The sequence below is a fragment of the Exiguobacterium sp. s150 genome, assembly GCF_018618435.1.
GTDB classification, from domain to species: domain Bacteria; phylum Bacillota; class Bacilli; order Exiguobacteriales; family Exiguobacteriaceae; genus Exiguobacterium; species Exiguobacterium alkaliphilum.
The window spans coordinates 35,141-54,233 of sequence record NZ_JACSMC010000017.1; the positions used below are offsets into that span (position 1 = coordinate 35,141).

24 protein-coding genes are annotated in these 19,093 nt (G+C 53.0%); 12 read left to right on the top strand and 12 right to left on the bottom strand.

Annotated features, from left to right (window positions below; all coding sequences use genetic code 11):
- Positions 1–36: 36 nt before the first annotated feature.
- Positions 37–1,665, bottom strand: a complete 1,629-nt coding sequence (locus KNP76_RS09555) for a PTS transporter subunit IIBC (RefSeq protein WP_034805186.1) — start codon at positions 1,663–1,665, stop codon at positions 37–39.
- Positions 1,666–1,885: 220 nt separating this feature from the next.
- Between KNP76_RS09555 and KNP76_RS09560 the strand changes: the two genes are divergently transcribed.
- The 3 genes from KNP76_RS09560 (at position 1,886) to KNP76_RS09570 (ending at position 3,753) form a co-directional block, all read left to right on the top strand.
- Entirely contained in the window at positions 1,886–2,650 is a 765-nt protein-coding gene (locus KNP76_RS09560) for a TrmH family RNA methyltransferase (RefSeq protein WP_034816786.1), read from the top strand.
- Between the two features lie 56 nt (positions 2,651–2,706).
- The gene (locus KNP76_RS09565; RefSeq protein ID WP_246514274.1) at positions 2,707–3,162 is read left to right on the top strand and encodes a GNAT family N-acetyltransferase; all 456 of its coding nucleotides are present in this window, start codon (positions 2,707–2,709) and stop codon (positions 3,160–3,162) included.
- A 93-nt stretch (positions 3,163–3,255) separates the two neighbouring features.
- Positions 3,256–3,753: a hypothetical protein gene (locus tag KNP76_RS09570; protein ID WP_214844427.1), complete on the top strand. Its 498-nt coding sequence runs from the start codon at positions 3,256–3,258 to the stop codon at positions 3,751–3,753.
- Between the two features lie 188 nt (positions 3,754–3,941).
- Here the strand turns inward: KNP76_RS09570 and KNP76_RS09575 are convergent, their stop codons facing one another.
- Entirely contained in the window at positions 3,942–4,451 is a 510-nt protein-coding gene (locus tag KNP76_RS09575; RefSeq protein ID WP_034805178.1) for a hypothetical protein, read from the bottom strand.
- 116 nt (positions 4,452–4,567) lie between these two features.
- On the opposite strand from KNP76_RS09575, the gene KNP76_RS09580 reads away from it, so the two are divergent.
- Complete coding sequence (locus tag KNP76_RS09580; RefSeq protein WP_214844428.1) at positions 4,568–5,224, top strand: TVP38/TMEM64 family protein; 657 nt, start codon at positions 4,568–4,570, stop codon at positions 5,222–5,224.
- A 26-nt stretch (positions 5,225–5,250) separates the two neighbouring features.
- Here the strand turns inward: KNP76_RS09580 and queF are convergent, their stop codons facing one another.
- Genes queF through queC form a run of 4 tightly spaced genes read right to left on the bottom strand, consistent with a single transcriptional unit; the run spans position 5,251 to position 7,542 of the window.
- Positions 5,251–5,739 carry a preQ(1) synthase gene (queF, locus tag KNP76_RS09585; protein WP_029333812.1) on the bottom strand — a complete coding sequence of 163 codons (489 nt, stop codon included), beginning with the start codon at positions 5,737–5,739 and terminating at the stop codon, positions 5,251–5,253.
- A gap of 11 nt (positions 5,740–5,750) precedes the next feature.
- Positions 5,751–6,446 (bottom strand): 7-carboxy-7-deazaguanine synthase QueE, encoded by a 696-nt coding sequence (gene queE / locus KNP76_RS09590; RefSeq protein WP_214844429.1) that lies wholly within the window; start codon positions 6,444–6,446, stop codon positions 5,751–5,753.
- Positions 6,446–6,901: a 6-carboxytetrahydropterin synthase QueD gene (gene queD / locus KNP76_RS09595; protein ID WP_029333810.1), complete on the bottom strand. Its 456-nt coding sequence runs from the start codon at positions 6,899–6,901 to the stop codon at positions 6,446–6,448. The genes queE and queD overlap by 1 nt, the downstream gene beginning before the upstream one ends.
- Positions 6,898–7,542 (bottom strand): 7-cyano-7-deazaguanine synthase QueC, encoded by a 645-nt coding sequence (queC, locus tag KNP76_RS09600; RefSeq protein ID WP_034805173.1) that lies wholly within the window; start codon positions 7,540–7,542, stop codon positions 6,898–6,900. The genes queD and queC overlap by 4 nt, the downstream gene beginning before the upstream one ends.
- A gap of 211 nt (positions 7,543–7,753) precedes the next feature.
- Here queC and nhaC point away from each other — a divergent pair, with 211 nt between their 5' ends.
- The 5 genes from nhaC (at position 7,754) to KNP76_RS09625 (ending at position 12,774) form a co-directional block, all read left to right on the top strand.
- Positions 7,754–9,130: a Na+/H+ antiporter NhaC gene (nhaC, locus tag KNP76_RS09605; protein ID WP_214844430.1), complete on the top strand. Its 1,377-nt coding sequence runs from the start codon at positions 7,754–7,756 to the stop codon at positions 9,128–9,130.
- Positions 9,131–9,388: 258 nt separating this feature from the next.
- A complete protein-coding gene (locus tag KNP76_RS09610; RefSeq protein WP_034816780.1) occupies positions 9,389–9,979 on the top strand; it encodes a DNA-3-methyladenine glycosylase in 591 nt (196 codons plus the stop codon).
- Positions 9,980–10,049: 70 nt separating this feature from the next.
- Positions 10,050–10,562, top strand: a complete 513-nt coding sequence (locus tag KNP76_RS09615; RefSeq protein WP_034816779.1) for a type 1 glutamine amidotransferase domain-containing protein — start codon at positions 10,050–10,052, stop codon at positions 10,560–10,562.
- Positions 10,563–10,695: 133 nt separating this feature from the next.
- The gene (locus tag KNP76_RS09620; protein WP_214844431.1) at positions 10,696–11,799 is read left to right on the top strand and encodes an MFS transporter; all 1,104 of its coding nucleotides are present in this window, start codon (positions 10,696–10,698) and stop codon (positions 11,797–11,799) included.
- Positions 11,800–11,943: 144 nt separating this feature from the next.
- Positions 11,944–12,774, top strand: coding sequence for an undecaprenyl-diphosphate phosphatase (locus KNP76_RS09625; RefSeq protein WP_034816778.1), 831 nt, complete (start codon positions 11,944–11,946; stop codon positions 12,772–12,774).
- 163 nt (positions 12,775–12,937) lie between these two features.
- Here KNP76_RS09625 and bshB2 read toward each other — a convergent pair whose 3' ends face one another.
- From bshB2 to pdxK, 3 genes are read right to left on the bottom strand one after another with little or no spacing between them, the layout of a single operon-like run.
- On the bottom strand, positions 12,938–13,591 hold the full coding sequence (gene bshB2 / locus KNP76_RS09630; protein ID WP_211780086.1) for a bacillithiol biosynthesis deacetylase BshB2: 654 nt from the start codon (positions 13,589–13,591) through the stop codon (positions 12,938–12,940).
- Positions 13,588–13,959 carry a YojF family protein gene (locus KNP76_RS09635; protein ID WP_034816776.1) on the bottom strand — a complete coding sequence of 124 codons (372 nt, stop codon included), beginning with the start codon at positions 13,957–13,959 and terminating at the stop codon, positions 13,588–13,590. The genes bshB2 and KNP76_RS09635 overlap by 4 nt, the downstream gene beginning before the upstream one ends.
- 55 nt (positions 13,960–14,014) lie before the next feature.
- The gene (gene pdxK, locus KNP76_RS09640; protein ID WP_034816775.1) at positions 14,015–14,839 is read right to left on the bottom strand and encodes a pyridoxine/pyridoxal/pyridoxamine kinase; all 825 of its coding nucleotides are present in this window, start codon (positions 14,837–14,839) and stop codon (positions 14,015–14,017) included.
- Between the two features lie 187 nt (positions 14,840–15,026).
- On the opposite strand from pdxK, the gene cbpA reads away from it, so the two are divergent.
- Entirely contained in the window at positions 15,027–15,662 is a 636-nt protein-coding gene (gene cbpA, locus KNP76_RS09645; RefSeq protein ID WP_034805156.1) for a cyclic di-AMP binding protein CbpA, read from the top strand.
- Positions 15,663–15,695: 33 nt separating this feature from the next.
- Here cbpA and KNP76_RS09650 read toward each other — a convergent pair whose 3' ends face one another.
- The 3 genes from KNP76_RS09650 to KNP76_RS09660 form a co-directional block, all read right to left on the bottom strand.
- Entirely contained in the window at positions 15,696–16,247 is a 552-nt protein-coding gene (locus tag KNP76_RS09650; RefSeq protein WP_251137427.1) for a GNAT family N-acetyltransferase, read from the bottom strand.
- A 32-nt stretch (positions 16,248–16,279) separates the two neighbouring features.
- The gene (locus tag KNP76_RS09655; protein ID WP_034808629.1) at positions 16,280–17,167 is read right to left on the bottom strand and encodes a diacylglycerol/lipid kinase family protein; all 888 of its coding nucleotides are present in this window, start codon (positions 17,165–17,167) and stop codon (positions 16,280–16,282) included.
- Between the two features lie 90 nt (positions 17,168–17,257).
- Positions 17,258–17,632, bottom strand: a complete 375-nt coding sequence (locus KNP76_RS09660; RefSeq protein ID WP_034808627.1) for a hypothetical protein — start codon at positions 17,630–17,632, stop codon at positions 17,258–17,260.
- 159 nt (positions 17,633–17,791) lie between these two features.
- Here KNP76_RS09660 and KNP76_RS09665 point away from each other — a divergent pair, with 159 nt between their 5' ends.
- Positions 17,792–18,223: a MarR family winged helix-turn-helix transcriptional regulator gene (locus KNP76_RS09665; RefSeq protein ID WP_034816773.1), complete on the top strand. Its 432-nt coding sequence runs from the start codon at positions 17,792–17,794 to the stop codon at positions 18,221–18,223.
- Between the two features lie 125 nt (positions 18,224–18,348).
- Entirely contained in the window at positions 18,349–18,984 is a 636-nt protein-coding gene (locus tag KNP76_RS09670; RefSeq protein WP_034816771.1) for an FMN-dependent NADH-azoreductase, read from the top strand.
- Positions 18,985–19,093: the final 109 nt, after the last annotated feature.

The following is a 19,093-nucleotide window of genomic DNA, read 5'->3' on the forward strand; positions in this document are numbered from 1 at the left end:
AAAAAACAGGCCAACTCGAGCGAGCTGGCCTGTTGATTATGCTCCGATGACGTCTTGAATGTCTGACTTCAATACGTCGGCTTTCGGGCCGTAGATTGCTTGGACACCGCGGTCTTTCAAGATGAGACCCATGGCGCCGTTCTTTTTCCATTCGCTCTCTTCCGAGACGAGCGACATATCTTTAACCGTGACGCGTAGACGTGTCATGCACGCATCGACGTCTTCAATATTTTCTTCCCCACCGAGAAGGGCGATAATCCCCATGACCTGCTCGTTGCCTGTCACAGTCGATTTCTCGGTCGTTTCTTCCATGTAGTTTCCGTTACGTCCAGGCGTCGGCAAGTTCATCTTCTTGATGAAGAAATTGAACACACCGAAGTTGATGAAGAAGAACGCGATGGCGACGAGGAAGAAGTTAATCAAGTCTTGCAGGAGACCCGCTTTGACAATCATCGGGATGCGTGTGAGCAACTCGATCGCACCGAACGCGTGCACACGAAGGTCGATGATGTCCGCCAAGGCGAAGGCGGCACCTGCCATGAGTGCGTAAACGACATAAAGGACTGGTGCGACAAACATGAACATGAACTCGATTGGTTCTGTGACTCCTGTCAAGAAGACCGCGAGACCAGCAGATAAGAACATTGGTTTGTATTGTGCTTTCTTGTCCGCATCGACGTTACGGTACATGGCGTAAGCGGCACCGATGAGCGCTGCGAACGACAAGAGCACTTGTCCGACTTTGAAACGGGCCGGGACGACATCCGCGAGGAGCGCGTTGTAGGCAGCCGTATCACCAGCAGCACGGAGGTTGACGAGGTCCGTCACCCATGCCAACCAGAGCGGGTCTTGTCCGGCGACGACCGAACCAGCTGTCGCACCTGTCAAAATCGTATATGTGCCACCGAGCTCCGTATAGTTCATCGGGACGGTGAGCATGTGGTGGAGACCAAACGGCAAGAGCAAACGCTCGAGTGCCCCGTAGATGAACGGTGCAAGGACAGGCGCCGTGTTGCGTGACGTGGCGATCCACTCACCGAAGCTGTTGAGTGCCCCTTGAATCGTCGGCCAGACAATCGAGAGCGCGATGGCCGCGACGACTGAACCGAGGATGACGACGAATGGGACGAAACGCTTCCCGTTGAAGAACGAGAGGGCGTTCGGCAATTTGTTGAAGTTGTAGAACTTATTATAGAGAGCACCGCCGAGGAAACCGGCGATAATCCCGACGAACACGCCCATGTTGAGGGCTGGCGAACCGAGGACAGATGTGAAGTAGTCGGCAACGACGAGATCGGCACCGAAGAGCGACTTCACGGTCGCTTCTGAATCTTGGAGCATGGCACCGTTGACGTTAAAGATGGCACCGGTGACGCGGTTGATTAAGATGAAAGCGATCAGGGCAGCGAAAGCGCCGCCTGCTTTATCTTTTGCCCATGAGCCACCGATGGCGACTGCGAACAAGATATGTAGGTTGACGATGATGCCCCAACCTAAATCTTCAATGATGCGAGCCGTCGTCAGTAAAATCCCGACGTCGCCGGCTGACATGCCGATGAGTTTACCGATTGAAATCATAAGACCGGCAGCAGGCATGACGGCGATGACGACCATTAAGGCCTTCCCGAGCTTCTGCCAAAAATCGAACGAGATAAGTTGTTTCATATAATACGCTTCCTTCCTGTACGGAACTTTTTATCTGTCTATGGCGACTGTCTATGCAATCGCTTGCATTAATGATTGTAATCGATTGCATAAGTTTGTGCAACCGGTTTCCTGATTTTCATTTATTTTCATAAAATGACTGAAACAGCGGGATGCGACGTTAACTTGTCAGCACAATCGAATCCCGCTACAATACTAGAGGTTGAAAGGGGCGAGAATCATGGGTTGGAGACAGACGACATCGGCATTATCAAAAGAAGAGCAAGCGGCATTGCTTGAGGAGTTATTGCAGTCGGGCCTTCTATTAGAAGAGGATCGACTACTGTATAGTATGTTGATGCCTGACCGTGTCAAACGGATGCAGGAGGTATTGGCGTTACGGACGAACCATATCACGATTTTGACGGAAGGGGTCGATGACCCGCACAACCAGTCGGCGGTGCTTCGCTCAGCGGATGCGTTCGGTGTGCAGACGCTTCACGTCGTCGAAGGTCGGGCCAAGTTTAAACCGAACTCGATTATCGCGAAGAGCGCAGATCGTTGGGTCGACGTGGTCGAACATCCTTCTATTGAAGATGCAATTGATCGATTGAAGGCGGATGGCTATCAAGTGCTCGCGACGGCACTGAGCGAGGAAGCGGTCCCGCTTGAAGACATCGACGTATCGAAACCGACCGTGCTCTTGTTCGGGAATGAGCATCACGGTGTATCGGATCAAGCGCTCGCCAAAGCGGACGGCAATTACATGATTCCGATGCAAGGGTACGTCCAAAGTTTGAACATCTCGGTCGCCGCGGCGATCTCGTTATACGACGTGACGACACGGGCGCGCCATGTCGTGACGGAAGGCTATGGATTGAAGGTAGAAGACAAACAGCGCATCTTGAAGAATTGGATGGTCAAGAGCTTGCCGAAGCGTTCGCTCGGCGTGTATAAACAAAAAGGTCTATCCGCATTTGAACGCGAAACAGGAAAATCCGAGTAAACGGCGAAGTGTACAGACGTACGAGCACTGTTCACACGTTGAAAGGGGATGGAACGATGAGTACGACCAGTTCATTTATCGTGAAAGATGTCACGACGCACTTTAACGAATTTGAAGAGGAGTTCTTTAATCTGTACCGCAGCCTGTACGGCGACATCGATCAACTGCGCTTTAAGGAGAGACTGTATCGACATGCCAATCCGCTCGTATTGCTCGCTTTCTCAGAAGAGCGGCTCGTCGGATTCAAGATTGGATATGAGGCCGAGCCGTACCGATATTACAGCTGGGCCGGAGGCGTGCATCCGGAGTTTCAAAAACATGGCATCGGCCGCAAGCTGATGGACACGCAGCTCGAATGGGTGAAGGCGCAAGGCTTCCACTCGATTCGAACGAAAGCACGGAACACGAATAAAGGCGTCATCATCTTGAACCTGTTGTGTGGCTACGACATCATGGGGGCATACACAGAAGACGGAGCGCCACGCATCATGATGGAGAAACAATTGAACTGAAAATTGAGCCGTGGCGAGTGCCGCGGCTTTTTTTCGTGGGCATGAAACCAAATGAATGGGCGTCCGTATATTAGGAAAAAAGGGGGAGATGTCATGGTCAACACGTTCGCATTCGGGGAAGAGGTATACATTGATTCGACGGGGATGGGGGATTCGTTGTTCACGGGAATGTTCAGTATCTTTCCGATTTTTATGATTGGGTTCATCGCACTGATTGTGTTCGCCGTTGTTACAGGTGTCGGTAAGCAAGTGAAGACGAACGGTCTCTTGAAAGACATGCAGCAGTTCGCGTCCGACTTGGCCGACCATCCGAGTGACGAGTCGGCGAACCGGCTTGCTGACTATTTGCGTGACGTGACTTCGTTCCCGGTCGAACGGACGCAGATGGAACCGTTCCGGGTCGCGCTCGGTAGCTATCAATTGGTCATGGAGTCACCGCACGTGCACGACGAGACGAAGGAGCGGATCGACCGCCAATACAAGCGGCTCGGCATCTTGGACGGGGAAAAGTTTGCCGACGAGCCGGCACCGCGACGTAGTTCGAGTTCGCACCACCATCACCATCACAACGACCATCATCACCACACGTGAAAAAACGCGCCAGGGAGTGTTCCCCGGCGCGTTTTCGGCGCACTTGAATGGTGTCTGGTTAGGAACGAGTGACAGGTGAACGTGTCATCGGTCATCGGTGATTGGTTGGTCCATGGCCGTGTTCGCATCCAGTCGCATTGGAGAGAGTTTGGCGCCAATCCTTGACCCGGAGTCTCACCGGGCCAAGGTCACATGTATCGACTCGGGTCAAAGTCGATCTCCGTCCGATAGTTGGCCGCGTTGATGGCATTCGAGATGCGATTCGCCCGTTTCTCGACGTCAATCGCCTTCAAGCGATATAGCTCCGGGTCATAGAGCGCATGCTTGATGACGGCCGTCCCTTCACCAAAACCGTATTGAAACTCGCGCTTCGGTCGCTCGGATAGGTCTTGATACATGCGGGCCTGAGCACGCAATTGGATGGCGAACTCAATCGCCTCGACGAGCGGGAGCGGGCCGTCGTGCGTCTCAATCACCGTCTTCAAGTTGGCCTCGTAGACGAGGCGGTCGAGACGGCGCATATCACGCCGAATCGACTCGAGTTCGACTTCGATGTCTTCGAGCGAACGCGACTGGATCGTCGGGAGCGGTTCGTCTTTTTCGAGCTCGATGAACGCGACGCGCTCGACTTCTTCTAACAGCTTATCAATCTGCTTATGGAGCAGGCTCTTCAGTTTGATGGCATCAGCCAAGTACATAGGGAGTCCTCCTTCTGCTTTTTCTTACCGTACCATAACGGGATTGCCGAAAAAAGGAAGACGTTACTTTTTTGGGGCGAGACGATATGATGGAAGAAAGAGAGGAGGTCGTTTCGGTGAAAAAGTGGAAGACGCAGTGGGTCATCGCCATCGTGTTGCTCATCTTTGGGACGGCGACGCTCCTTTATCAATGGATTGACTTGAACCCGGGCGTGATTAGGGACTATATCGTAGCGTTCGGCTGGATGGCACCGGTCGTGTTCATCATCCTCTATACGTTCCGTCCGCTCATCCTCTTCCCCGCGTCCGTCCTGTCGATTGCAGGGGGGCTCGCGTTCGGGACGTTGCCGGGTATGTTATACACGATTATCGGGGCGACGCTCAGTGCGCTCGTCGCCTTTTACGTGGCGACCCGGTTCGGGGAACGCTTCTTGAACCACTTTGAATCGACCGATTATAAAAAACTACAACAAAAAATCGAGGAGGACGGTTTCTTCTACGTCCTCATCTTACGGCTCATCCCGCTCGTCAACTTCGACTTGGTGAGCTACGTCTCGGGCCTTGCGAAAGTGAAGCTGCCAGCGTTCGTCCTCGCGACCGTCGTCGGCATGATCCCGGGCGCGTTCGCGAACAACTTTCTCGGCAGCAGCATTGCGACCGGGGACTTCAAGATGATTGTCCTCGCGTTGATCGTCTTCGCCGTCTTGACGCTCGTCGCGACCGTGTTTCGCGAGCCGATTAAACGAAAAATCCATCGCTACCAAAAAAAGTAGGCGCCCCGTGGGCACCTACTTTTCGTTTAGCGGTTATCGACCGTCTCTGGATAGAGGTCGTGGTTGAAGAGGCGATGTTCCGCCATTTTTTCGTATTTCGTGCCCGGCTTCCCATAGTTGTAGTACGGGTCGATCGAGATGCCGCCGCGTGGTGTGAACTTGCCCCACACTTCGAGGTAGCGCGGCTCCATTAACTTGACGAGGTCCTTCCCGATGACGTTGATGCAGTTCTCGTGGAAGTCTCCGTGGTTACGGAAGCTGAACAAATAGAGTTTGAGCGATTTCGACTCGACGAGCTTCTCGTCCGGGATGTACGAGATGTAAATCGTCGCGAAGTCCGGTTGGTTCGTGATCGGGCAGAGCGACGTGAACTCCGGGGCGTTGAACTTCACGAAGTAATCGTTCTCCGGGTGACGGTTCGGGAACGCCTCGAGGACGTCCGGTGCGTATTCAAAAATGTATGGGACGCTCTTCTGTCCGAGGAGCGACAAGTCTTGTAAGTCTTCTGGTCTCATATTCATTCTCCTTAGACGCCACGTTCGTTGGCGTACAGTAATGTGTGTAGCTGCGGCAAGACACGGACGCTTTGCCACGAAGGGTCGCGCGCGACGTCTTCCCATAATTGTTTCAAGCGACGGAGCTGGGCGTCGGTGATGTCGCCGTCCGCACCAGGCTCTGGGTTGCCGGCCGACAAATACATGACGTCCGGCGTATAGCGCGTCTGGACTTGTTTTGCGTAGGCGAGATCGATTTCATCGAACACGGCGACTTTGAACGTCGTCTGTTCCGGACGGAGTCGCTCGACGATGGCGTCGAGTTTCTCCCAATCGGTCGACATGCCGGACGAGGGCGGTTTTGGGCTGAGTGTCACGTCGTCGATTTGCGTGAGCCAGTCTTGATAGCGGCTCCCTTGCGTCTCGACGGCGAGCTTGACGCCACGTGCCTTCAACTTCTCGACCAAGTCTTTCATGCCGGCGATAAGCAGAGGATTTCCGCCAGAGATCGTGACGTAGTCATACATCCCAAGTGCGTCAAGTCGTTCGATGATGGCGTCGGCCGACAGCATGTCTGGTTTTTCCGAGCCGTCCCATGTGAAGGCGGAGTCACACCACGAACAGCGATAATCGCAACCGGCGGTCCGGACGAACATCGTCTTCTGTCCGATGGCGCGGCCTTCCCCTTGGAACGTCGGGCCGAATACTTCGAGGACCGGGATTTTCATCAGTCCACCAACCATTCGCGGCGGAACTCGGCGTATGACGTCGGCGTCTCATACAGTTTGACGAACTCGACACGGACGTCGCGCTCGTCAGGCAAGTGTTTGGCGAGCTGCTCGAAAATCCAATAGCACATGTTTTCGGCCGTCGTGTTCATATATGGCAACGATTCGTTCAAATAGCGATGGTCGAGATACGGTTCGAGCTCTTCTTTGAAGATGGCTTTCAAGTCACCGAAGTCGAGCGTCATCCCGCGGTTGTCTAAAAAGCCGCTGATGCCCATTTGCAGTTTATACGTATGGCCATGGAGCGCACGGCACTTGCCGTCGTAATCGAACAAGTGGTGGGCGGCGTCAAACGTCACTTCTTTGACGATTTGGACGCGGTGTTTACAGTAGATGAGCGAGCCGTCTTGTTTGGCTTCGACGCTCGTCGGGGCGAGGAACGGGGCGTTCTTCATACACGCACCCCCTCGTACGCGTCAAGGCCGTTTTGACGAAGCACACACGCTGGGCACTCGCCGCAGCCTGAGCCAAGGATGCCGTTGTAGCACGTGAGCGTCCGCTCTTTGACGTAGTCGAACGCACCGAGACGGTCGGCAAGTTCCCACGTCTGTTTCTTATCGAGCCACATGAGTGGCGTATCGATGACGAACGGATAGTCCATCGCTAAGTTGAGTGTCACGTTGAGTGATTTGATGAATTGGTCGCGGCAGTCCGGATAGCCTGAAAAGTCAGTTTCGCACACACCGGTCACGATGTGGTGCATACCGAGCTGTTTCGCCATGACGGCTGCGAACGACAAGAAGAGATGATTGCGTCCATCGACGAACGTATTTGGGACGTCCGCATTATCGATGTCGAGATCGTGTCGCGTGAGCGCGTTCGATGTGAGTTGCCCGAGTAAGGACAAGTCGAGGATGTGGTGCGGCACATCGAGTTCGGCCGCAATCTCTTTTGCGACCTCGATTTCCGCGTCGTGGCGTTGCCCATAGGCGAACGTCACAGCTTCCACGTGAGAGAATTGTTGTTTTGCCCAAAATAGGCAAGTGGTTGAATCTTGACCGCCACTGAAGACGACCAATGCTTTTTCGTGTTGCATGATGCACACTTCCTTTTTCGCTAGTTTTGATGTCGGAGGAGGTTACGAACTCCGGAGGTCACCCTCGAGCGTTTACTTTACCATAAAAAGTTGTTTGACAGGGTAAAGAGAAGCAGGTATAGTAAAGAACATCACTGACATGCTTTCGTGCATAAAAGCGTTTAAGCGGTTAGGCAAAATAAAAAGATGGAACTGAAAGGAGGGGACGTCGATGCAGATGAAAGGAAAAGAGGCTGTATTCGTCGTGCTGTTGAGCGGGATTTCCTTGCTCGCACTGATGTTTTTGGCCAAAGCGACGCCACATATGGCGATCTTTGGCACAATGGTACTAGTAGGGGTGTACGCGTACTATCGCACGCGTGACTTCAAGACAATCGAGACGGCGATGATCAACGGGATTCGCGAAGCAATCATGCCGGTTATGATCTTATTATTGATTGGGATGCTGATTGGCGTATGGCAGATGTCCGGCACGGTGGCGACGATCCTCTCCATCGGTTTAAATACAATTTCAGCACAATGGTTCTTACCGAGCGTCTTGCTCATCACGATGATCGTCTCGACGTTCACAGGGAGCGCGTTCACGACGGTCGGTACCGTCGGGGTCGCCTTGTTTGGAATCGGGATGGCGCTTGGCATCTCACCGGCGCTCGCCGCCGGGGCCATCGTCTCGGGTGCACTCTTTGGAGACAAGATGAGCCCACTCTCGGATACGACGAACTTCGCACCGGCTGTCGCTGGTGTCAAACTGTTCGACCACATCCGCTTCATGATGGGGACGACGGTGCCAGCCTTTTTAATTACACTCGTCTTGTTCACGATTCTCGGTCGGAGCGGTCAAGCCGCGGACACGGCCCAAATCGCGGAAGCACAAGCCGCGCTCGCAGGCCGGTTCAACTTGTCTTGGGTGACACTTCTCGCGCCGATTCTCGTCGCCGTGCTCGCATTCCGCCGCATGCCGGTGTTGCCGACGATGCTCGTCGGGATGTTTGTCGGTGTGTTGACGGCTGGATTTGTACAAGGGAACTGGAACATCTCGAACTGGTTCGGTGTCATGCAAGGCGGTTTCCAGTCAGGTGTTGAAAACGAAACGATTGCGGCCGTGCTCGACCGCGGCGGTCTCGAGTCGATGCTCTGGTCGGTCAGCCTCGTCTTGATCGCGCTCGCGTTCGGTGGCTTGCTCCGAGAACTCGGTGTGTTCCAAGCAATCGTCGATGCGTTGCTCCGACGCTTGAAGTCACCGGGTAGCTCGGTGTTGTCGGTCGTCTTGAGCTCGATTGGCGTCAACTTGCTCGCCGGCGAACAGTACTTGTCGATCTTGCTCCCAGGGCAGGCGTTCAAACAAGGGTTCGTCGACCGTGGCATCGATCCGCGTTACTTGTCGCGTGCGCTCGAAGACGGCGGGACGGTCATTAACCCGCTCATTCCATGGGGCGTGTCGGGTGCGTTCTTCGCCGCGACACTCGGCGTACCGGTGCTCGAATACGCACCGTTCGCGTTCTTCCTCTGGCTCAGCCCGATTTTCTCGGTCATTCTCGGCTACGTGAAGTTGGGAAAGCAACGTGATGCGATGAAGCTCGCATCGTAAGTACACAAAACGATCCAGGACCAATCGAGGTCCTGGATCGTTTTACGTTTCATCGTGTCGTTTAGGTAATCGGCTTATAAGAGCTCTCAAGTTCCCACAACGTATCTCCGAACTGTTCGAGGAGCGCGTTCGCCTCACTTTCTACTACAATACAGTTTCTCGCTTGCTCATGAAAAACCTGCGCATCGCGACCGGATTGTGAAACGGGCATCTTCTTTGTGCGCCCCGTCGTCATTTGAGAAACTAAAGTGAGGAGGGATGAGGATGAAACGACTGCCTAAAGACTTTTACGAACAACCGACACTCGAACTCGCCCGTTCGCTACTCGGGCACTATCTCGTCCATCAGCATCCGACAGGCGAAATCATCGCCAAGATTGTCGAGACCGAGGCGTATCTCGGTGCTATCGATCGGGCGGCGCATAGCTTTGGCGGCAGACGGACGAATCGAACCGAGGTGATGTTCGGCCTGCCGGGTCACGTCTACACGTATCAGATGCACACGCATACGCTCTTGAACGTCGTCAGCGGACCGGTCGGGACACCGGAGGCCGTCTTGATTCGCGCGGTCGAACCGATACAAGGTCAGGCGTTGATTGACCAGCACCGTCCCGGTTTGAAGCCGGTCGACCAGACGAACGGGCCGGGTAAGTTGACGAAAGCGCTCGGTATCACGATGGACTTATACGGACATTCGCTTCAACACGAGCCGCTCTTCATTGTCGAAGGGGAAGCCGTGACGGATGTCGAGGCCGGGCCTCGCGTCGGTATCCCGAACACCGGGGAGGCGCGAGACTACCCGTACCGATTCTTCGAACGGACGAACCCGTACGTCTCAAAGTATCGCTGAAGGTTTAACGGAGAAGGTCGAGTGGAACACTCCCTATGTGTGAAAAAACAAATTGAGGGAGTGTTTCAACATGGCAAAAGTAGCAACGCTAATTACAGACATGTTTGAGGACGTAGAGTTTACAGAGCCACGCGACGCGTTGGTGGAAGCGGGCCACGAAGTCGTCACGATTGAAAAATCGGCAGGGAACACGATTGAAGGGAAGCAAGGCGAAGCAAAAGTGACGATCGATAAAGCGATCGATGACGTCTCGCCAGAAGATTTCGATGCCCTGCTCTTACCGGGCGGCTTCTCGCCAGACTTGCTTCGTGAAGACGACCGTTTCGTCCAATTCGCGAAAGCGTTCATGGATGCGAAAAAACCGGTGTTCGCGATTTGTCACGGACCACAGTTGTTGATTACGGCGAAAACATTAGAAGGACGCGACGCAACGGGCTACAAGTCGATTAAAGTCGACATGGAGTACGCCGGTGCGAAGTACGCCGACAAGGAAGTCGTCGTTTGCCAAGAACAGCTCGTCACGAGCCGTCAACCGGATGACATCCCGGCGTTCAATCGCGAGATGCTCAATCTGTTAAAATAATCGCTCAGCCACGGACACGTTCCGTGGCTTTTTTCGTGAAATCGGGAATAGAGAATTAAGGAGGAGATGAGATATGAAGCGAAGAGCACGATCACCTAGTTAAGTTCGTCGAAATATCGGGTTACTCAGTGGGATGCGTTGGTTTGAAGCGTTGATTCCGGCCTATACGATTGAACGGCTGTTTTGGGAATCTCGTGGCATTACGATTCAAGAAGTCGTCTATATCGAGTTCCTTTACGCCATCATCGTGGTGTTGCTTGAAGTTCCGGCCGGTGTGTTAGCCGATCATATGGAACGTCGTCGTCTGCTTCAACTCGGAATCGCACTGGAATGGTGCTCGTTTGTCGTGTTGCTATGGTCGTTTTCATTTCTTGGTTTCGCGATTACCATCAGTTTGTCCGCGGTCGGTGCGGTCTGTCGGAGTGGGACGGAACATGCACTTTTGTATGAAACACTCGAACAAGGCGGAATGGAATCCACGTTCGAACGATGGGTTGGCCGCTTAAACGCAATCGGACTAGTTGCTGCTGTCGTGGCAGCCTTTAGCGGAAGTCTACTTGCGACAATGTTCTCGTTTGAGTTGAATTATATCGTGTCGATTGGTAGCCTTTTCTTTGCCACGAGCTGTAGTTTGTTGCTCGTTGAACCGACTCGGACCACACACGACGAGGTGATGACATGGCGTCAGCTACGGGCCGGTTTCTATTTTCTATGGAGCGACCGATTGCTTCTCACGTTGACCGTATCGTTTGTCCTCGTCCTCGGTGCGTTCAACTTTGTCGAAGAGTTTTGGCAACTGTATGCACGAGACGTTCGCGTCCCAATCTATTGGTTCGGGGCCATCTCGACTGGCTTGTTGCTCATCCAAATCCCGGGACAACTGCTCGCCCCGCATCTACTACGAGTCGCCTCGGCCGAGCGTTGGCATCGTATCATCGGGTGGGGAATCGGGATTGGCTTTCTCCTACTCGGCAGTGTTCCAAGCCCATTCGGTCTCATATGGATGACCATAATGGCATGCTTCGCAGGCGTGATTGAGCCAATTTATTTAGGGGTGCTACATCACCGCGTCCCTTCTGCCATCCGTGCGACGACCGAATCGTCGGTTTCGGTCTTGTTGCATGGAAGCATCATTGCACTCGGTCTATTGTTTGTCGTGGGAGCTGAACGTACTTTATTTAGCGCATTTCTGATGATCGGTGCTGTCGTGTGTCTCTACCACGCAAAAAAAATGTAAATCGATGAAGCACATTGAACCGCTTGTTTTTTTAAAACAAGGGGAAAGGGGGCGTAACGCCCTCTTTTTTACGTCTTAAGACCGAGGGCGGGACGACTCATCCCGATGTATGATTAGACCCAATACAGAAGCAGGAGAAACATTATGTCATGGTATGAGTTGTTCATCGGTTTTTTGTTAGGTGTCGTCGAAGGGTTGACCGAGTTCGCACCGGTGTCGTCTACGGGACATATGATTGTCGTCGATGACCTGTGGCTCAATTCGAGCGCATTTTTAGGACAGGAAGTCGCGAACACGTTCAAGATTGTGATTCAACTTGGCTCGATTTTAGCGGTCATCGTCGTGTTTCGGAATCGGTTTAAACAATTATTGAATCCGAAGGAGCTGGTCTCGTTCCGACGCGGTCAGACCGACAAGTTGAATCTGCTACATATCTTGATTGGCCTGTTGCCGGCAGCGGTGCTCGGCCTACTGTTTGAAGACTATATCGATACGCATCTCTTTTCGGTCAAGACGGTATTGATCGGGCTCGTCATCGGGGCGTTCTTCATGATTGCGGCTGATTTGTCGGGCGTGAAGCGTCAGACGACGGCGACGCTCGATGAAATTTCGTACAAACAAGCGCTCGGTGTCGGATTGATTCAATGCTTTTCACTTTGGCCAGGTTTTTCACGGTCGGGCTCGACGATTTCAGGTGGTGTCCTCCTCGGGATGAGTCACCGCGCAGCAGCGGATTTCACGTTCATCATGGCCGTGCCGATCATGTTCGGGGCGAGTGCGCTATCGCTTTACAGCAAGTGGAACTACTTCACGATGGAGACGTTACCGGTATTCCTTGTCGGCTTCGTCAGCGCTTTCTTGTTCGCGCTGTTGTCGATTCAATTTTTCTTGAAGTTAATCAATAAAGTGAAACTGACACCGTTCGCGATTTATCGGATCGTGTTGGCGGCTGTCATTTATTTCTTGTATTTCTAAAAAAACGCGTGCAAGCTGCACGCGTCGTTGAAACCTATTGTTCAGACAGTTCGTAAAACCAAGTAGAGGTGAGAACATGGAACATATCGTTGTCGTATTAGGAACGTTGATTGGTCTTGGGACGGTCGGTACATTGCTGTACGTGACGCGTCTCGCATATGAATCATGAGAACGGATAGTGATAAAAGCGCTCACGTTGGAGTAACTCCATGACGTGGGCGTTTTCTGCGTGATCGATGGCACGCAGGAGACCTTCTGTCTGCGAGCGGTGGGCGAAGAGTGCTTCTCGCTTCGCCGCGCTCTCATCGCCGACCTCGATGATGACGTGTGGCTTTCCGAGATCGGCTTCGGTACGATGGTCGAACGCGACGCCTAAAAATTCAGGTCGCACGGACGCGTCCATCTCTTGGAGGGCACGCACGACGGCGCGTGCCGTTGCCTCGTGGTCCGGATGGACGGCATATCCCGGATAAAACGAGATGACCCGTGCCGGCTTGACTTCATCAATCAAGGCGCGGAACCGGGCGGCAAGCTCGGCCTCGTCCTCGAATTCGACAGTCTTGTCCCGGAGTCCCCACATTTGAAGGTCCGAGATGCCCATGACGGCACAGGCCTCCTCAAGTTCGTGTTTGCGGATTTTTGGAAGCTCTTCACGCGTCGTGAAAATCGGGGAGCCCATGTTTCGTCCCATCTCACCGAGCGTCAAGCAGACGTACGTGACAGGAAATCCTTGCTTTTGATGTTGGATAATCGTCCCGGCGGAGCTGAACGCTTCGTCGTCGGGATGCGGGAAAATGACGAGTAACGGTCCGGTCATTGGTCTTCCACCTCCGTGGCTCCTTGTGGGAGCGGTTTCGGGTCGAGATGCAGCGCGCAGGCGAGACGGCCGAGGCGGTCGTGTCCGGCGAGCAGTAGTTGATCCCCATGCAACTCGAAGTCGGTCAGACCTTCTACATAAAGCCAGCCGTGGTCGAGCTTTAATCCGACGCGGTAAGGTCCATGGCCTTTGATTTGTCCGATGCTATATTCGATGACGACATTTCGGATGAACATGCCGGCGTTATGGAAATCAGGGTCGTTATGAGTGGCGTAAGCGCCGTTCGTCGTCTCGACGTGCGCGTAGAGCGGAGTCGTCACGTGTTTGTTTAAATAAGCTTGAATCACTTCAGGTTGAATCGTGTTCACACTTCTCTCCTCCAATGGAAACGATGACCCGAAGCATGCGCCCCGGGTCACCCGTTCAGGATTGTGTTGCTAGTTTTTTACGGTAGCCCGTGTGGTTCGTCGGTCCGACGTACTGATTGAGTCGGAATGAATGACGGACCGCCTCTGTGATGAACGCTTTGCCGATTTCGATGGCCTCGTCGACCGAATGGCCGTTTGCGAGTGACGCCGCGATGGCAGACGAGAATGTGCAACCGCCGCCGTGTGTGAAGGCGGGTTCGATTTTCTCGCTCTCGAGGAGACGGTATTCATTGCCGTCATAGAGCACATCGAACGCCGTATCGAAACCGAGCTTGCCACCGACTTTGACGATGACGATCTCAGCGCCGAGCTCATGAATCAAACGAGCCGCTTCTTTGATTTCTTCCATCGTCGAAGGTGTCTTGTCGAGACCAGCGAGCATGCGTGCCTCAAACAAGTTCGGTGTGATGATTTTGGCGACCGGGACGAGATGCTCGCGCATAGCGATAGCGACGTCCGGGTTCAAGATTTCATCGGCACCTTTACATGCCATGACCGGGTCGACGACGGCGTTTTCGATGCCGTACTCTTTGATTTTACGTGACGCGAGTTCGATAATCTCAGGCGTCGGCAACATGCCTGTCTTGACCGCATCGACCCCGATTCCGGCGAGGACGGTGTCGATTTGCTTCTCAATCAACGTCGTGTCGATTGGGAACACCTCGTGGTGCCAGGCGTTATGCGGGTCTTGGGCCACGATGACCGTGAGCGCCGTCATACCGTACACACCGAGCTCTTCCATCGTCTTCAAATCCGCTTGAATCCCTGCACCGCCGCTCGTGTCCGAACCGGCGATCGTTAAAGCTTTTTTCATCGTCATAGTCGTTCAATCCCCTTTGTCTGTTTGGATAGTTTCACTATAACGACTTTTTGACGTTACGACAAATCCCATGTTTAGAAAGTGACGGACCAACTTTCCAAAAAACGAGAGGAGGATTTCAATCATATTTGGGGAATAGTAATGAATAGGGTGTAGACCACTTTCAATTGGGTAGGAGGAAAATCGCATGTTAGTGCACAGCTTATGCATTCCGAAAAAAGATGTCGTCACCATCAGTGAAACGGCGACATTACGGGAAGCGCTCGACACGCTCGAGAAAACGGGGTATCGCTGCGTACCTGTCCTGGATGAGACGGGAACGTTTTTCCGCGGTAACATTTATAAAATGCACATTTATCGTCACGGCATGAACGAGGGGAGCCTAGACGATAATGTCTTGACGCTCATCAAAAATACGCAAAAATATGTCCACGAGTCGGACGGGTTCTTCAAAGTGTTCTTCTCCATCAAAGAACTGCCGTACATCGCGGTGTTGAAAGACGAGAGCAACGAGTTTTACGGCATCTTGCCGCACGGGAAGATGCTCGGGATGCTCGAAGAAGCGTGGAGCCGTGATACGGGGAGTTACGTCGTCACGATCGCACTCAGTGAACAAGCCGGAGCGCTTGAGAAGATTACGAAAATCGTCAGCAAGTACTCGTCCATTGCGAGCTTGATGACACTCGACGCGAAGAGCAAAGTGCTTCGCCGCGTGTTGATCACGTTACCACCGGACGTCGAGGAGCCGACGAAAGATAAGATTGTCGCGAAACTCGAACAAAAAGGGTTCCGTGTCGTCGAAGTCGAGAATTTAAACAACTGAGACAAGACCTCCTTCACGCGAAGGAGGTCTTGTTCATGTCAGTCGTTTTTCCATTCGGATGTCGTCGTGAAACGTTCCGTTCCAATACGTGAATCCTTTGATTCGGGCAATTTCGACGTAGCCGAGCTTTTCATAGAGGTGCCGGGCCGCTTCATTGAACGCAAATACACCGAGCTCGATGCGCGGGGTGCCTTGGGACCTGAGCCGTGCTTCTAAGAGGGTGAGCGCATATGTCCCTACGCCTTTGCCACGGCCGACCATTTCGCCGATGACGAGTCCGAGCCAGGCGCTTCCAGGCTCTTGGCTGTAAAGGTGGGCGGCGTCATACATCACGTTCACTTCACCGACGAGGCGGTCGTCCGCGTAAATCAAAAAGATATCGTGTGTCTGGAGTCGTTCTGCTAACGACTCGACCGTCAAGTTGTGCTCGACGGTGAGTTCTTCTTCCGAGCGGGCCGGTCGAATCAAATGAACGATTTCGGGATCGTTGTTCCAGCGGTTGAACGTCTTGACGATGTCCTGTGACGATTCTTTCAAAGGAACGAGCGAGATTGTCATCCCATCCACTCCTTTCTGGTACCCCATTTGCTTCTAGATAGAACGGTAAACTCCTGTCATCACGTCAACGGTTTTAAAACGTTTAGATGACTTGGTAACACTTCGAACGTGAGCGGGAGTGTTCCACCCGTGTCGCCGTCCGCGTTGACCGGGAGCGACTCAGGCGAGTCGACATGGACTCGTTTCGTCTTGAACGAGGTGACGCTGTCCGTCTCTTTCAACTTGCCCGTGAACAGGGCCGGGGCAAGTTGGAGCGCATCTTTGAAGCCGAGGCTTTCGAACAAATAGACGTGCAACAAGCCGTCATTCACCTCGGCGTCGGGCTCAAAGTTCTCAAACCCGCCGACCGAGTTCGTGAGGGCGACGACGACAAGGTACGCGTCCCCGTCAAACGTCTTCTCGTCCGCTTGAACGGAAAGGGAATACGGGCTGTGCTCGCGGAACGCCTTCACGCCTTCGATAAGGTAGGCGAACGGTCCCCATTTCGTCTTCTCCTCGACACTCACCTCATCGACCGCTTCGGCGATGAGACCGATGGCGATGACGTTCATGAAATAACCGTTCTCGTATTTTCCGATATCCATCGGGGTCGGTTCAGCCGTCTTGAGCGCCTCGATCGCGTCTTCCGGATCGCTCGGTACACCGAGGGCGCGAGCCAAATCGTTCACCGTACCGAGCGGGATAATCCCGAAGTCCGGCCGGTGCGGGGCTTCGGCGAGTCCAGTGACCGTCTCGTTTAGCGTCCCGTCCCCGCCCATGGCGATGACGGCGCGATAACCGCGTTGTGCCGCTTCACGTGCGAAGTGGGTGGCGTCATCCGCTTTTTCTGTGAAGCGGACGTCGACGTTGCCGTATCGCTCTTTCAGCACTGCCTCGGCATGCGGCGCATGTTCTTTTCCTAACTCTTTTCCAGATGACGGATTGACGATTAACATGACAGGTTCCATTCAGACATTCCCCTTTTACGTTTAGATACTGTGCTATATTCCCGTCTGTCGGAAAAGCTAGTCATAAAAAAAGCAACGGTTTCCCGTTGCTCAGTAGTGGCGAAACGCCGACATATCGAGATGGCTCGCATCCGACTCATCGACGGCGAGCTCAATCTTCAAATGCTCATGAAACGGAGAATCGAACGCCCCCATGCAGGCGACCGGCTCATGGTCAGGGACGGGCGATTTACGTTTCGTTTTGACGAACAAGTAGTCCGTGCGCGGGAGCGTGAGCAAGAAGCGCTCGACCGCATGCGGTTCACGTGTGACGTTCGACCAAGGCAAGTGATTGAACAGCAAAAAGACCGCACCTTCTTTTCGAAGCGCATAATCCGGGGCGATGCCTTCCCGATTCAACAACTCGATGACCGAACCCAAGTAATCTTGTTTGATCGTCAATGAAATCTCGTAATACTCACGCATACCGTCCACCCTTTCTAAAAATCACAATACCTCCATTCTAAACGTTTCGTCAGAAGGGGACAATGAAGAAGTTTCTTGACGAAGCGTTTTCCTGCCCGTATACTGCTCATGTCCTGCTATACTAAAGATAAACGAAGAACGAATTGAGGTGAAACCGACATGATTGAATCCCTTGAGTTAAAGGCGTGGGTCGTCTTGGCACGGACGATGGACGCAATCAGTGACCGTGTGAAAGATGATTTGAGACGCCACCAATTGAATTCAACAGAGTTCGGTGTGCTGTCGGTCCTGTATAAACGAGGAGACACTCCGTTACAACAAATTGGTGATCAAATTTTGATTACGAGCGGAAGCGTCACGTATGTAATTGACAAGCTCGAGAAACGAGGGCTCATCGAGCGCGTCGCCTGCCCGTCTGACCGGCGTGTGACATACGCTTCGTTGACAGAGACAGGCAAGCACTTGATGGATGTTGTCTACCCCGAGCATATCGAGATTTTCAAAGACATTTACGGTCCGCTCAGTGAGTCGGAGACCGAGACGCTCATCGAATTGTTGAAGCGCGTCGGCTACAACGCGGCAGGCAAATGAAGCCTGCTGTGTTTTTTATGCACTTTTATCTTGAAATCAAAATAATTGACGATGAGATATACAGCTGGTATAGTTCTAACTGTTGTTATAAAAAATAGAGATTTGAATAGATGGAGGAAGCCATTATGAAAAAAGTACTTTACGTATCTGCTAACCCGAAACCGACGGAATTGTCATATAGCAAGCAAGTCGCTGAGACGTTCATGACGACACTCAAAGAAGAGAACGCATCGCTCGACATCGAGGCGATCGAACTTTACGACGTAGACGTTCAAGAAATCGACGGTGACGTCCTCAGCGCATGGGGCAAATTCGCTTCAGGCGAAGCGCTCACGGACGTAGAAGCGAAGAAAGTCGCGACGATGAACGGCATGCTCGAGAAGTTCATGGAAGCGGACGTTTACGTCTTCGCGACACCAATGTGGAACTTCTTCTTCCCGGCCCGCATGAAAATGTTCCTCGACAGCGTTCTTTCGGCTGGTAAGACGTTCCGTTACACAGAGCAAGGCCCGGTCGGTCTTCTCGAGAACAAACAAGCGATCCACATTCAAGGGACAGGCGGCGTCTACACGGGCACTGACCTTAACTTCGCTGACGCATACCTTCGTCAAGCGCTCGCGTTCGTTGGCGTGACAGACGTGACGACGCTTGCGGTTGAAGGAATGAACCAATTCCCAGACAAGATTGAAGAAATCGTCGCTGACGCGAAAGCGAAAGCCGAGACACTCGCGAAAGAAGTCGCTGGTGCGGTAACCGTCTAATGATTGAAGGCGAGTCCATGTGATATGCTCCCCAATAGGTAGACAGATAAAATAACAAATCTGTTTATCTGATTGGGGAGTGTTTTTTTTATGGCGAGAAGTCGGCATT